This window comes from Kaistella carnis (genome assembly GCF_003860585.1).
Taxonomy (GTDB): Bacteria; Bacteroidota; Bacteroidia; order Flavobacteriales; family Weeksellaceae; genus Kaistella; species Kaistella carnis.
In genome coordinates, this window is sequence record NZ_CP034159.1 from 2228078 (window position 1) to 2242306 (window position 14229).

Consider the following 14229-nt stretch of genomic DNA (forward strand, 5'->3'; position numbering starts at 1 on the left):
CAGGGCTTACATAAATTTATTCTCCACCAAATTCCAAAGTCTTTGGGCATATTCATCAGATTTGCTCCAATCTTTTTTGTAGTAGATTTCGCTAAGGTATTGTTTTGCTTCCTCCAAAGTTCCGAAACTGTTCAATTTGTCAATGGTGATTTTTAATTCTTCTACATCCCCATTAAAAAGACTTTTACTAAAGGCCACTCTATCGTTTAAATCGAGTTTAAACTCCGGTTTCTTTCTTTCGGCCTCCATGAAATCGGTCTTAATATTTGTTTTCAATAAACTTCCCGGGTCCTGTTCCTTCTCTTTTAAAGCTGCGTCATGCTCCAATGGGTCGTCATCAAATAATTGCTGAACAACCTTTAACCCTTTAATATTTGCTAATCTAAATTTTTTCTCTGCCTGTTGTAGGGGCGTTTCATGTTGTGGTTCAACAGAATCTTGTTGAGGATCAACTGGATCTTGTTCGTGTTTACTGAATTCTACAATTTTTCGTCTGCGTTCTTCCATTTCCTCCAACTCTCTTTCTTTCTGTGCAATTCGCTCCTCATAATCCAGGTTTTCCTGCTCTACAATTAGGGGAATTTCTTTTTCAACCACGTTTGAAATTAAAGGTTCAGAAAAAGATAAATCTTCAGAAGACTCGGGATCGGAAGCTGAAATTGCTTCATGCAGAACAAATTCTTCGTTAACATTTTCTGCATCGAAATTATTCAGTTCATTGGTGAAAATAACTTCTTCTTCGATAACATCATGGGCAAAATCCTCTTCATTCAGATCATCATGATTAAATTCATCTTGCTTTTGAATAGCGTAATTCTTCTGGATTTTCTCACCATACGCTTCAAAAATTTGGTCAAAATCATCTTTATTTTTTTCCAGTATGCGAAGGAATGCAATTCTGTCGCCTGCTTCTGCAAATAAACCCTGCTTCATGATCAGCTCATCTGCAGACTCTATTTTGGCGAGAGATTCCAAAATACTTTTGGTTTCGAAAAAAATTTTATCCTGTATATCTTGGAGGTTTTGCATATGAGAATCTTATTAAATTTCCGTAATTTTGGTCTTTTAAATCTTACGGCTAATTTAACAAATGTTTTTAGAAAATACAATTAATCACGCAAAACAAAGCGGTTGGATGGAAGTAATCTGCGGCTCGATGTTTTCAGGAAAAACGGAAGAGCTCATCCGCAGGTTACGGCGTGCAGAAATGGCCGGACAAAATGTAGAAATCTTTAAGCCAAAACTTGATACCCGGTATGGGGAAGAAGAAGTGGTTTCTCACAATCAAAATAAAATTCGAAGTACACCCGTAGAAAGTCCAAACGAGATTTTATTGCTCGGCTCCACCTGCGATGTGGTAGGAATTGATGAAGCGCAGTTCTTCGACGAAAGTATCGTAGATGTGGCTAACAAATTGGCTAACAACGGCGTACGTGTTGTTATTGCAGGTTTAGATATGGATTTTATGGGACGCCCTTTTGGACCAATGCCCAACTTAATGGCAACCGCAGAATACGTAACGAAAGTGCACGCAATTTGCAAAAGAACCGGAAATCTGGCCAACCATTCTATGCGGATTTCTGCAAATACAGACCTCGTACAATTGGGCGAAACTGAAAGTTATGAAGCCGTAAGTAGAAAAGTTTTCAACGAAGAATTTCTGAACAGAGAAAATTCATGAATTATACAACTAAACAAATCGCAGAAATCACGAACTCCCAAATAATTGGTGATGAGAATCTGCATATTAAGAATATTTCCTACGATAGCAGAAATCTATATTCAGTTACAAATTCTGCATTTCTAGCCATCAACACTCCAAAAAATTCGGGTGAAAAATATATTCACTCTGCTGTTGATAAAGGAATTAGAGTGATCATTTCGGAAAATTATCTTCCGGAATTTGAACAGGTGACGTGGATTATTGTAGAGAATTCAATTCTTTTTTTACAACAGTTAGCAAAATTCCATTTAGCTCAGTTCGATCTTAGAACTATTGGGATTACGGGAAGTAATGGTAAAACAATTGTGAAAGAATGGCTTTACCAAACGATGTTTCATGATTATGCAACGGTTAAAAGTCCAAAGAGTTTCAATTCACAACTTGGGCTTCCGCTTTCATTGCTGGAAATTAACAAAAAACATCAGCTGGGTATTTTTGAAGTTGGAATTTCAAAGCCGGGAGAAATGAATATTCTTGAAAATCTGTTTTCGCCAAATATTGGAATATTAACGCACATAGGAGCTGCACATTCATCAAATTTCGATTCATTAGAGGAACTAATTGATGAGAAAATTCTTTTATTCAAAGATTCAGAAATAATTATTTACAATGGTGATAATCAATTGGTCTGTAACAAAATACAACAGTTATATTCAAGTAAAAAATTAATATCATTCGGTTTTAAAAATCATAATAATATTTATATTAAAAATGATTGGAAAGATCGAACACAGGAAATTACCATTCAACATTTAGGAGAAGAATTTTCCTTTCCGGTACATCAAAGAGATGAAGCAACGCTAAGCAATGTGCTTTGTGTGGTTTCTGTTTTGAAAGAATTTGGTTTTGAAAATTCAAAAATAATTGAAAAGCTCAATGCTCTGCGATCTGTTGAGATGCGCCTGGAAAGCGTGAATGGAATACGTAACAATTTGATTATCAACGATTCCTTTAATTTAGATCTGGATTCATTAAAGATTGCTTTTCAGCACATTAATGAATACAACAAACCTCATAAAACGCTAATTCTTACTGATTTTGTGGAAGGTAAAAATGCCGATCAGCTTTATCAGGAAGTTGCCACGTTAACAAATGACCAAAATTTTGAATCGGTATTCTTAATTGGGGAGGAAATTACAAAACTCCAAAACCATTTTTCCGCTAAAACATTTACTTTTAATAACACTACTGAACTGATTGAAAGTCTTTACCTTAATCAAATTGAAAATCATCTAATCTTACTGAAAGGTGCGAGAAAATTTGAGATCGATAAGGTAAAATCATATCTGGAATTACAGAAGCACGACACTGTTTTAGAGGTGAATCTGAATGCCATTTTGCATAACATCAATGTACATAAAGGCCTTTTGAAGCCTGAAACAAAAATGATGGCGATGGTAAAAGCCTATTCTTACGGGCTGGGTGGGTACGAAATTGCGGAATTTCTGCAACATCATCACATTGATTATTTAGGGGTCGCTTATGCAGATGAAGGCGTTGATTTGCGGAAAAACGGGATTACCACACCGATCATGGTGATGAATCCGGAGCAGCACAGTTATAATATTATCATCGATTATAATTTAGAACCTGAAATCTACAGCTTCCGCGTTTTGGAACTTTTTAATGAGAAACTAATTCAGAAAGGGATACAAAATCGCTACCCTATTCACATCAAATTAGAAACAGGAATGCATCGTCTTGGTTTTAAGGAAGATGAGTTATCTTTGCTCCTGGAAAAGTTGAAGACGATGAATATGAAAGTAAAATCAATCTTCAGTCATTTGTCTTCTTCTGATGATGATTCTGAAAAAGCGTACACTTTAGAACAAATTAAAATATTTGACCGTAATTCTCAGAAACTGGTAAATGCACTCGAAGAAGTTCCCATTCGGCATATTCTAAATACTTCAGGTATTGTAAATTTCGCCAATTATCAATTTGATATGGTGAGAATTGGAATTGGAATGGTCGGTATATCGGCAAATGAAGAAATTAAAAAACAACTTAAAAATGCCGTAAGTTTTAAAACGGTAATATCACAGATATCAGAAGTAAAAGAAGGACAATCAGTAGGTTATAACCGGAAATTTAAGCCGTTTGAAAATACAAGAATTGCTACTATTCCGGTTGGATATGCCGATGGAATTCCAAGATTGATCGGTAATAATGCAGGATTTGTCGGCATCAGAAAAAACCTTTTCCCCATCGTTGGAAATGTCTGTATGGATATGATGATGATCAACATTGGAGATTTTTCGGTGAAAGAAGGTGAAGAAGTGATTATTTTTAACTCCAATCCCTCTTTAGAAGATTTCGCTACCTATTGTAAAACCATTCCTTATGAAGTACTGACTTCAATATCGCGAAGAGTAAAACGAATTTATATTAAAGACTAGATGAAAAAACACTTTTTATTATTACTTCTATTTCTAATGACTTTCTATGCGAAAGCTCAGGTAAAAGAAGGATTTACTGTTCCGAAGAATCCGAAAATCGGCTTATCACTTGCCGGTGGTGGTGCTAAAGGATTTGCACATATTGGCGTTTTAAAAGTTCTTGATTCTTTGGGAGTGAAAGTAGATTATATCTCCGGAACGAGCATGGGAGCCATTGTAGGCGGATTATACGCCTCAGGATATACAGGGAAAGAAATTGAAAAAATCGTTTTAGATACCGACTTCTACTCTATCATCGCCAATAAAAAAACCCGCCAGGACGCAAGTTTCTTTAATAAATCTGTTGACAAATATATACTTACCATTCCTGTAAAAGACGGAAAAATAAATGTTCTTCCAAAAGCAATATCTACGGGTCAGAAAAATATTTATTTGCTCAAGGAGCTTTTTAAAAATGTTTCAACGATTACCGATTTCTCCAAGTTACCGATTCCTTTTATGTGTATTGGTACCAATCTGGAAAGCGGAAAAATGAAAATATTTGAAAGCGGTGATCTGGTAAGTTCTATTATGGCAAGTTCCGCCTTTCCTTCTTTAATGGATCCTGTAAAAATTGGGGATTCTTTGTATATCGATGGAGCCATGACCATTAATTATCCTTCCAAACCTTTAAGAGATAAAGGTATTGATATCGTGATAGGCGTTGATTTAAGTCAGGGATTAGCCAGCCGTGAAAATTTACAGTCTGCAATTTCCATTTTAAACCAAGTGATCGATTTTGGTATTCAAAAAGAAACCATCAATCAATTACAATATACTGATATTAACATCAAACCGGATCTTGGAACTAATGGCGCGACCAGTTATGATGCCAAAAAAGCCATCTTGGATTCTGGGTATGTTGAAGCGCAAAAATATATCGAACCCCTCAATTTACTGCCCAAAAAAGACCAGGTTCTTTTGAGAGCACCCATGAGTTCAATTTATTCCAATGTTTACAAAATTGATAGTTTAATCGTGGAAAACAATCATATTTTCAGAAAGAATTATGTGCAGGGAAAAATGAATCTTAAAATTCCCTCCCTACAAACTTACGGTGGGATTAACCGAATGATTGATAAACTGTATGCCACCAATAATTACCGATTAATTAATTATGATTTAATTCAGGACGAAGATAAAAACTATCTTAAGCTTGATGTTACGGAAGATGATACCCGTTTCTTCTTAAAATTTGGTCTGCACTATGATGAAATTTTCAAAACCGGACTACTTCTAAATGCCACAGCTAAAAGATTATTGTTCCAAAATTCTACAGTATCTCTGGATTTAGTGGTGGGCGATCAGACCCGTTATTACTTTAATTATTTCATTGATAATGGGTATATCCCAGGATTTGGAGTTTATGCTTCCGGAATGTCCCTTGATTTAAAAGATATAGACAGTAATATTTACGATAAATGGAATTGGTTTCGGAATGAAGTCTATCTACAGTCGATTTGGAGGGATAAATATGCGATAGGTGGTGGTATTAGCCACGATTATTTCGAATCAAAGTTAGTAGGTAATCCAAAATATGGTTTTTCAGAAAACTACATTAATGCCTATGTTTTTATTAAAAGTGACACCCAGGACGACCGTAGTTTTCCAACGAGAGGAATCTATCTGAGTGCAGAAGGGAAAGTAATCGATATTCTTAACAAATTAAGTGACGGCAAAATATTACAGGCAAAAATTAACACCCAATTAAACTTTCCTATTTCTGATTGGCTTACCTACCGATTGGGATTGGTGGGTGGTTTTACGATCGGTGAAGATCTAAGTCCTTATTACCAATACCATCTTGGAGGATTATTTCAGCAAAATCTAGGAAACTTCGTGAGCTTCGCAGGATATGAATTAGGCCAAAGAACTGCTCAGAATATTCTGGTAAATTCCAATACGTTCCAGTTTAAATTTTGGAAAAATTGGTATGCAGATGCGAATATTTCAATCGCCAACCTCTTTGATGATATCAAAGTGGATGATATTTTGCACATTACCGATTCATCCGCAGGTGTTACCGCGGGGTACAAATCACCATTCGGACAGATAAAAATAAATTACAGTCACTCTTTACAAATAAATAAGGGAATGTTCAGTGTAATCCTGGGACATTGGTTTTAGAATATGATACAATTTTTCTTTGAAGAAGTAGAAACTCTAGCACTCGGTGACAAGACAACCGATTGGTTGAAGAATATCATTATTACTGAACAGAAAAAAGTAGGCAAAATTACTTATGTCTTTTGTACTGATGAAGCATTGCTGAAAGTGAATAAAGATTTCCTACAACATGATTACTATACAGATGTCATTACCTTCGACTATGTAAAAGGCAAAACCATCTCGGCTGATATTTTCGTATCTTTGCCCCGAATTTCAGAAAATGCTGAAACTCTAAATAAAATTTTTAATATTGAATTACATAGAGTTTTAGCGCACGGAATCCTTCATTTATGCGGTTATAAAGACAAAACGGAAGAAGAAATTCAGGAAATGAGACAGAAGGAGGATTTTTATCTTAGCCTTATTTAGGAGTACTTCAAATAATAAGTCTTCCAAAGATCTAGGGCTGATCGACTACTTAAGGCTACACAATACAATGCCGAAATTGGGGCACTTAGAAATTCAAAGACCCAAACTTTAACTTTAATAATGTTTCACGTGAAACATTTTAAATATTCAAAATGATAAATGATATATACGACGTTATTGTAGTTGGCGCAGGACACGCCGGATCAGAAGCTGCAGCGGCTGCTGCAAACTTAGGTTCCAAAACACTGCTTATTACGATGAACATGCAGACCATCGGACAAATGTCCTGCAATCCTGCAATGGGCGGAATTGCAAAAGGACAGATTGTACGTGAAATTGATGCGATGGGAGGTTACTCCGGAATTATCGCAGACAAATCTGCTATCCAGTTTAAAATGTTGAACCTTTCAAAAGGTCCTGCAATGTGGTCTCCACGAACACAAAATGACAGAATGCTTTTCGCAGAAGAGTGGCGCATCGCTTTGGAACAAACTCCAAATCTGGACTTTTTTCAGGATATGGTGAAGAGCCTTATAGTTGAAAATAATAAAGTAGTCGGCGTAATCACCTCACTCGGTTTGCAAATTAAAGCCAAGTCGGTAGTCCTAACCAATGGAACCTTTTTAAACGGTCTTATCCATGTTGGAGATAAACAGTTAGGCGGTGGAAGAATGGGTGAACCAAGAGCATTCGGAATTACTGAGCAATTAGTTTCCCTAGGATTTGAAGCAGGACGAATGAAAACAGGAACTCCACCAAGAGTTGACGGACGATCACTGGATTATTCAAAAATGGAAGAACAAAAAGGCGATGAAAATCCTCAGAAATTCTCCTATTTAGACAGTCCAAAACTTGAGAAACAAATGAGCTGTCACATTGTTTATACGAATGAAACGGTACATGATATCTTACGTGAAGGATTTGACAGAAGCCCAATGTTTAATGGAACCATTCAAAGTACCGGACCGCGTTATTGCCCAAGTATTGAAGATAAAATTAACAGATTTGCGGAAAGAACCAGACATCAACTTTTTGTAGAACCGGAAGGTTGGCGAACTGTTGAGATCTATGTGAATGGTTTCAGTTCTTCTTTGCCGGAAGAAATACAAATGAAAGCCATGAAACACATTCCCGGATTTGAAAATGCTAAAGTTTTCAGACCTGGTTATGCGATCGAATACGACTACTTCCCTCCTACTCAACTGCATCATACCCTAGAAACTAAACTGGTAGAAAACTTATATTTTGCGGGTCAAATTAACGGGACTACCGGATATGAAGAAGCAGCAGGACAAGGTCTAATGGCGGGAATCAATGCACATAATAAAGTTCATGAAAAAGATCCCTTTGTTTTAAATAGAGATGAGGCTTACATTGGAGTTTTAATTGATGATTTAATTACAAAAGGAACGGAGGAACCTTACAGAATGTTTACTTCCAGAGCTGAATACAGATTGTTATTGAGACAGGACAATGCAGATATTCGACTCACGGAAAAATCTTATAATTTAGGATTAGCCAAAGAAGAAAGACTAAAACGGGTAAACGACAAAATCGAACAAAGTAATAAATTAGAAGTATATTTAAAGGATACTTCTTTAAAACCTGGAATAATCAATCCAATTTTAGAAAGTATTTCGTCGGCACCTGTTGATCAAGCGTATCGATCTTCACAAATTTTAACGCGTCCGAATATAACTTTGGAGAAATTGGAAGAGATTGATTTTATAAAAGCAGAAATCGGTGACTACTCTACTGAGGTCAAAGAACAGGCGCAAATAAACATTAAATATAAAGGATATATTGATAAAGAAAGAGATAATGTAGCCAAGTTACTCAGATTGGAAACCATTAGAATTCCGGATACATTCGACTATGAAAACTTAAAGTCTCTATCCGCGGAAGCGAGACAAAAATTCATGAAGGTCAGACCGAAAACGATTGCTCAAGCTTCCAGAATTAGCGGAGTTTCTCCTGCTGATATAAATATTCTTTTAATCTTTTTAAAGTAATAGTTTCACGTGAAACATTACCAATCATAATGAATGTTTATGAAAATTAAAGATCATTTCCTAACGCAGGAAGAGTTTGAGATTATAGAAACTGAAACTTCCGGCGTCTACAAAACATATCCGGTTCCGGAAAATCTAGCACCTTATTATGACAGCAAAGATTATATTTCCCATCATCAGGATTCCGGTAGTTTAAAAGAAAAGTTATATAAAGTTTTACAAAATATAAATCTCAACTATAAAAAGAAATTACTTATCGAATATGCAGGAAAGGGCAAAAAGGTTTTAGATTATGGTTGTGGCGCAGGTGAATTTATTAAATATATTGAGAAAGATTTTGATAGTTACGGCTTTGAACCTAATCCAGTCGCGCGAAAATACGCGAAGAGCAAAGTAAAAAAATCGACTGTAATTGAAGACTTAAATATTTTACCGGATCAAAGTATAAATGTCATCACGCTTTGGCATGTGTTTGAACATATTGATAATCAAGAAGATATATTAAATAAATTTTATAACAAACTGACAGACAGAGGATTACTAATTGTTGCTGTCCCCAATCCTACTTCTGATGATGCTCTGCGCTATAAAGAATATTGGGCAGCTTACGATGTTCCTCGGCATGTTTACCATTTCTCAAAAAATGGAATGGAAAGATTAATGAACAACAAAAAGTGGAAAATCAGAAAAATAAAACCACTCCTACTCGATTCGTTTTATATTTCAATGTTAAGTGAAAAATATAAAAAATCCTCACTTTTCGGGATTAAAGGTCTGTTCTACGGACTCATTTCTAACGTAAAAGCATCAAAAACGGGCGAATTTTCTAGTTTGATATATATTATCGAAAAAAAATAGTTTTTCGATTTTTGACCGATTTCTGAGATCAAAATTTTGATCGATTTCGGGAAAAATTGTGAATTGTACCATTTTTAAAAAATTACTTCCCTCTATAAGAAAAATTATTGTGCGATTTGAAACGGTATTTTTTTAATACACTTCAGAAAAAGTAAAAACAAAAAAGTTTCCCAATGTGGGAAACTTTTTTTATAAAATAGAAATAAATCGTATTCTTAATTATTAATGGCTTTCACGCCCGGCAATTCCATACCTTCTAAACTTTCAAGCATCGCTCCTCCACCAGTCGACACGTAACTCACCTTATCCTCATAATTAAACTGTTTTACGAAGGCAACACTGTCTCCTCCACCTACGAGAGAAAATGCGCCCAGCTTTGTTGCTTCTGCAATACTGTCCCCTAAAGCTACGGTACCGTCTGCAAACTTCGGCATCTCAAAAACTCCAATAGGTCCATTCCATAAAATGGTACGAGAATTCATAATGACATCATTAAAGAGCGTTCGGGATTTTCTACCTGCATCCATTCCCATCCAACCTTCGGGAATGTCATAAATATCTTCTTCTTTGGTCTCTGCATCATTACTAAACTCATCAGCCATGATGACATCAACAGGCAGGTAAATATTTACATTTTGAGATTTAGCTTTTTCCAAAATCTCCAGCGCTAAACTCGTTTTATCTAATTCAACAATCGATTTTCCAATTTCGCCACCTAAAGCTTTAATAAAAGTAAACGCCATACCTCCACCGATAATAATATTATCAACTGCAGGCAAAATATTTTCTATAATAGTGATCTTACTGGAAACTTTTGATCCTCCTAAAATTGCAGTCACAGGCTTTTCACCTGATTTCAAAACTTTATCAATCGCTTCTAACTCCTTTGCCATTAGTAAACCGAAAAATTTAGTTGAAGGAAAGAATTGAGCAATTATTGCCGTAGATGCATGTTCACGATGCGCAGTTCCAAAGGCATCATTTACATAAGCATCCCCATAACTAGCTAATTTTTTTGCAAATTCTTTATCGCCCTTCTCCTCTTCTTCGTAGAATCTCACGTTTTCAAGAAGTAAAATCTCTCCCGGTTTCAAAGCAGCAGTCATATTTTTAGCATCCTCTCCCATACAGTCCGGGCAAAACGAAATGCTTTTATTCAATACAGACTCTATTTCAGGGACGATATTTTTTAAAGAAAACTCTTCTGAAAATTTACCTTTTGGTCTACCCAAATGAGTAACAAGGATCACTGAACCGCCGTCATTCAGTATTTTATCAATTGTTGGTTTTACAGCTTGGATTCTGGTATTATCTGTAACTTTCAGATCTGCACTTTGCGGCACATTGAAATCTACTCTCACCAAAGCTTTTTTATCCTTGAAGTCAAAATCATTAATTGTTTTCATAAAATTCTCTCAGTTTTAAGTTTCACAAATTTAGTATTTATTCCCCCGATTAAAAATTTATTTCAATTTAAAATTCCACAAACTCCTATCATTCATTTCATCAACAATAAATACTTATATATATAAAAAGAGAATGAGTAGTGTTGTTGTAGGTTACGAGTTTGGGGAAAACTAAATTTATTTTTTTCATCACATGCAATTGTTTTAAATGCACGTACTTATCCACATTTTAAAGGGTTGATTTTAAAGGGTTTAATATAAATATTAACAATTGTTGATAATTCTCAATTATGATGTTTATGGAAAAGCTCATTATGAAGAAGTTTGTTATTAAACCACTACAATTTTATAAAAGTTCTTGGCTCCGTTTCCAAATATAAAGTCTATTAGCAAATTTATGCTTACGTTCAAAGACAAATCTCAAAGAACTTATCCACATCAAATGAGTAAGATCTCCCCAAGTTATCTATAAAGATTAACATTTTGTGGATCAATCTATTTTTCCCTCTGCGCGTTTGTACAAAAGCCTTCTATTATATTTTATGTGTATAAGAATCATATTTATATTATTAATCTTAAATTTGTCTTACTTGAAAAATCTGAGCTAAAAGAGTAAACATGAAAAAAATAGCAATTGCATGTGATCATGCCGGTTTCGACTACAAAGAAATAATAAAGAAACATTTAGAAGGAAAATACGAAGTAGAAGATTTCGGTACCTTTTCTAAGGATTCTGTAGATTATCCTGATTTTGTACATCCAGCGGCTACATCTGTCGCAGAGGGAAAAAATGAGTTGGGTATATTGATCTGTGGTAGTGGAAATGGAGTTCAGATGACTGCAAATAAACATCAGGATATTCGATGTGCATTATGTTGGATGCCTGAACTTGCCGTATTGGCGAGAAAACATAATAATGCAAATATGATCGCTCTCCCGGCGCGGTTTATTGCAAGTGAATTAGCAACAGATATTGTTGATGACTTCCTGAATACTGATTTTGAAGGTGGAAGACATCAAAACCGAGTGGAGAAGATTTCATACTGTTAATCTTAAACTCTTTAATTACAAAACCATTATATGGCAAAAAAAGCAAAATATATATCGGACAAAAACAATCATAAACTTCAGGAAATTGGAAGAATGATCCTGCGTTTTATGAATGAAAAATCCGGAAAAATCTTTAACTATAAGCAAATTGCTGATGGTATTGATTACAAAAATCCCAGACAGCGCGAACTGGTCATTCAGTCAATTCACAAATTACTATCTGATAAGCGAATCAAAGAAGTAGAAAAAGGAAAATACATCATTAACCTTAATATAGAAGGAACTTTAACAGGAACGATTGATTTTAACCAAACCGGCAATGCGTATGTAAAGGTTGATGGATTAGACGATGATATTTTTATACACTCTAAAAATGTAAAAGATGCTTTACAGGGCGACACCGTTCTGATCGTAACCTATCATTTCAAAGGACGCAAAATAGAAGGGTCAGTATTAGAAGTGATTGAAAGAAAGCGCGAGCAGTTCGTAGGAACATTTCAGTTTATCAAACATAAAGATTTCGGTTTTGTTGTAGGTGATAAAAAGCAGATCAATACTGATATTTTCGTTCCGAAAGGAAAAATTGCCGGCGCTCAGGATGGGGATAAAGTCGTGGTTAAAATGACCGACTGGAAACAGGGAGAAAAGAATCCGGAAGGTGAAATTATTCAGGTTTTGGGAGTTCCGGGTGAACATGAAACCGAAATTCACTCGATCTTGGCGCAATATGGCCTACCCTACGAGTTCCCTGAAGAAGTGGAAAGAGAAGCGGCCGACCTGGAGCGCAATATTTTGGAAAGTGAGGTTGCAAAAAGACGTGATATGCGTGGAATATGCACATTTACCATCGATCCAAAAGATGCAAAGGATTTTGATGATGCCCTTTCCATTCAAAAATTAGAAAACGGAAACTGGGAAATTGGCGTTCATATTGCCGATGTCTCCCATTATGTCGTCCCTGGAACTTTGGTGGATGATGAAGCTTATAGAAGAGCAACTTCAGTCTATCTTGTCGATCGGGTCGTTCCTATGTTACCCGAAGTTTTGAGTAATGATGTTTGTTCGCTTCGCCCGAATGAAGATAAATACACCTTTTCTGCCGTATTTGAGATTAACGATAATGCAGAAATCAAGAAAGAATGGTTTGGAAGAACCGTCATTCGTTCAGACCGTAAATTTGCTTACGAAGAAGCACAGGAAAGAATAGAGACCCAGGAAGGCGATTTGTTAGAAGAAATCATGACGCTGGACCGACTTGCAAAAATATTAAGAAAACAACGTATTGACAATGGCGCCATTACTTTTGACCGTAGTGAAGTTCGTTTCAATCTTGATGAGAACGGTCAGCCAATCGGTGTTTATTTTAAAGTAAGTAAAGATTCTAATCATTTGATAGAAGAATTTATGTTGTTGGCCAACCGTAAAGTTTCGGAATTTGTTTCTTTGAAGAAGAATGGAAATCCAACAGATAATACCTTTATTTACAGAGTTCACGATGATCCGGATCCTGTAAAATTAGAAGCATTGCGCGATTTTGTGGGAACTTTTGGCTATACCATGAATCTTGCGAATACTAAAAAAGTAGCAGAATCTTTGAACAAACTCTTACAGGACGTAAAAGGGAAAGGAGAAGAAAATATGATCGAAACCTTAGCCATGCGTTCGATGAGTAAAGCCATCTACTCTACCGATCCTATTGGCCATTATGGATTAGGCTTTGACTATTATTCACATTTCACGTCTCCAATACGTCGTTATCCGGATTTAATTGCGCACCGTTTATTACAACATTATCTGGATGGTGGTAAATCACCTAATAAACAGGATTATGAGGTAAAATGCAAGCATTGCAGCGGCATGGAACGACTTGCTTCAGATGCGGAAAGAGACTCGATCAAATTTATGCAGGTTAAATTTATGGAGCAGCATATTGGAGAAGAATTTACGGGTGTTATATCAGGAGTTGCCGATTTTGGATTCTGGGTACAGATTCCGGAAAATGGTGCTGAAGGTTTAATAAAACTGCGTGATTTAATGGATGATTCTTATTCTTACGATGCAAAAACCCATTCGGTACAAGGCAGTAAAACAGGAAATAAGTTCCAGCTGGGTGATCAAGTCACTATTAAAGTAATGAAAGCGAACTTAATTCAAAAACAATTAGATTTCAAAATCATTTCCTCTTAAAAAGTATATAAAATTAC

10 protein-coding genes are annotated in these 14229 nt (G+C 35.6%); 8 read left to right on the forward strand and 2 right to left on the reverse strand.

Features of this window, described 5'->3' with window-relative positions; genetic code table 11:
• Window positions 1-6: 6 nt before the first annotated feature.
• A complete protein-coding gene (locus EIB73_RS10360) occupies window positions 7-1029 on the reverse strand; it encodes a hypothetical protein (RefSeq protein WP_125025142.1) in 1023 nt (340 codons plus the stop codon).
• A gap of 61 nt (window positions 1030-1090) precedes the next feature.
• Here EIB73_RS10360 and EIB73_RS10365 point away from each other — a divergent pair, with 61 nt between their 5' ends.
• From EIB73_RS10365 to EIB73_RS10390, 6 genes are all read left to right on the forward strand, one after another.
• Entirely contained in the window at window positions 1091-1681 is a 591-nt protein-coding gene (locus EIB73_RS10365; protein WP_125025144.1) for a thymidine kinase, read from the forward strand.
• Window positions 1678-4122, forward strand: coding sequence for a bifunctional UDP-N-acetylmuramoyl-tripeptide:D-alanyl-D-alanine ligase/alanine racemase (locus EIB73_RS10370; RefSeq protein WP_125025146.1), 2445 nt, complete (start codon window positions 1678-1680; stop codon window positions 4120-4122). Before EIB73_RS10365 ends, EIB73_RS10370 begins: the two co-directional genes overlap by 4 nt.
• On the forward strand, window positions 4123-6288 hold the full coding sequence (locus EIB73_RS10375) for a patatin-like phospholipase family protein (RefSeq protein WP_125025148.1): 2166 nt from the start codon (window positions 4123-4125) through the stop codon (window positions 6286-6288).
• Between the two features lie 3 nt (window positions 6289-6291).
• Window positions 6292-6699 carry an rRNA maturation RNase YbeY gene (gene ybeY / locus EIB73_RS10380; RefSeq protein WP_125025150.1) on the forward strand — a complete coding sequence of 136 codons (408 nt, stop codon included), beginning with the start codon at window positions 6292-6294 and terminating at the stop codon, window positions 6697-6699.
• Between the two features lie 152 nt (window positions 6700-6851).
• Window positions 6852-8711, forward strand: a complete 1860-nt coding sequence (gene mnmG / locus EIB73_RS10385; RefSeq protein WP_125025152.1) for a tRNA uridine-5-carboxymethylaminomethyl(34) synthesis enzyme MnmG — start codon at window positions 6852-6854, stop codon at window positions 8709-8711.
• 39 nt (window positions 8712-8750) lie between these two features.
• Window positions 8751-9569, forward strand: coding sequence for a class I SAM-dependent methyltransferase (locus EIB73_RS10390; protein ID WP_125025154.1), 819 nt, complete (start codon window positions 8751-8753; stop codon window positions 9567-9569).
• A gap of 215 nt (window positions 9570-9784) precedes the next feature.
• On the opposite strand, the gene EIB73_RS10395 is transcribed toward EIB73_RS10390, so the two are convergent.
• Window positions 9785-10975 carry a phosphoglycerate kinase gene (locus tag EIB73_RS10395; RefSeq protein WP_125025156.1) on the reverse strand — a complete coding sequence of 397 codons (1191 nt, stop codon included), beginning with the start codon at window positions 10973-10975 and terminating at the stop codon, window positions 9785-9787.
• Window positions 10976-11593: 618 nt separating this feature from the next.
• On the opposite strand from EIB73_RS10395, the gene rpiB reads away from it, so the two are divergent.
• Both rpiB and rnr read left to right on the forward strand, forming a co-directional pair.
• On the forward strand, window positions 11594-12025 hold the full coding sequence (gene rpiB / locus EIB73_RS10400; RefSeq protein ID WP_125025158.1) for a ribose 5-phosphate isomerase B: 432 nt from the start codon (window positions 11594-11596) through the stop codon (window positions 12023-12025).
• Between the two features lie 30 nt (window positions 12026-12055).
• Window positions 12056-14212 (forward strand): ribonuclease R, encoded by a 2157-nt coding sequence (gene rnr, locus EIB73_RS10405; RefSeq protein WP_125025160.1) that lies wholly within the window; start codon window positions 12056-12058, stop codon window positions 14210-14212.
• The last annotated feature ends 17 nt before the right edge of the window (window positions 14213-14229 follow it).

Coding starts and splice junctions, on each gene's coding strand:
- EIB73_RS10360 (WP_125025142.1), bottom strand. CDS start 1,029: ATGCAAAACCTCCAAGATATACAGGATAAAATTTTTTTCGAAACCAAA.
- EIB73_RS10365 (WP_125025144.1), top strand. CDS start 1,091: ATGTTTTTAGAAAATACAATTAATCACGCAAAACAAAGCGGTTGGATG.
- EIB73_RS10370 (WP_125025146.1), top strand. CDS start 1,678: ATGAATTATACAACTAAACAAATCGCAGAAATCACGAACTCCCAAATA.
- EIB73_RS10375 (WP_125025148.1), top strand. CDS start 4,123: ATGAAAAAACACTTTTTATTATTACTTCTATTTCTAATGACTTTCTAT.
- ybeY (WP_125025150.1), top strand. CDS start 6,292: ATGATACAATTTTTCTTTGAAGAAGTAGAAACTCTAGCACTCGGTGAC.
- mnmG (WP_125025152.1), top strand. CDS start 6,852: ATGATAAATGATATATACGACGTTATTGTAGTTGGCGCAGGACACGCC.
- EIB73_RS10390 (WP_125025154.1), top strand. CDS start 8,751: ATGAAAATTAAAGATCATTTCCTAACGCAGGAAGAGTTTGAGATTATA.
- EIB73_RS10395 (WP_125025156.1), bottom strand. CDS start 10,975: ATGAAAACAATTAATGATTTTGACTTCAAGGATAAAAAAGCTTTGGTG.
- rpiB (WP_125025158.1), top strand. CDS start 11,594: ATGAAAAAAATAGCAATTGCATGTGATCATGCCGGTTTCGACTACAAA.
- rnr (WP_125025160.1), top strand. CDS start 12,056: ATGGCAAAAAAAGCAAAATATATATCGGACAAAAACAATCATAAACTT.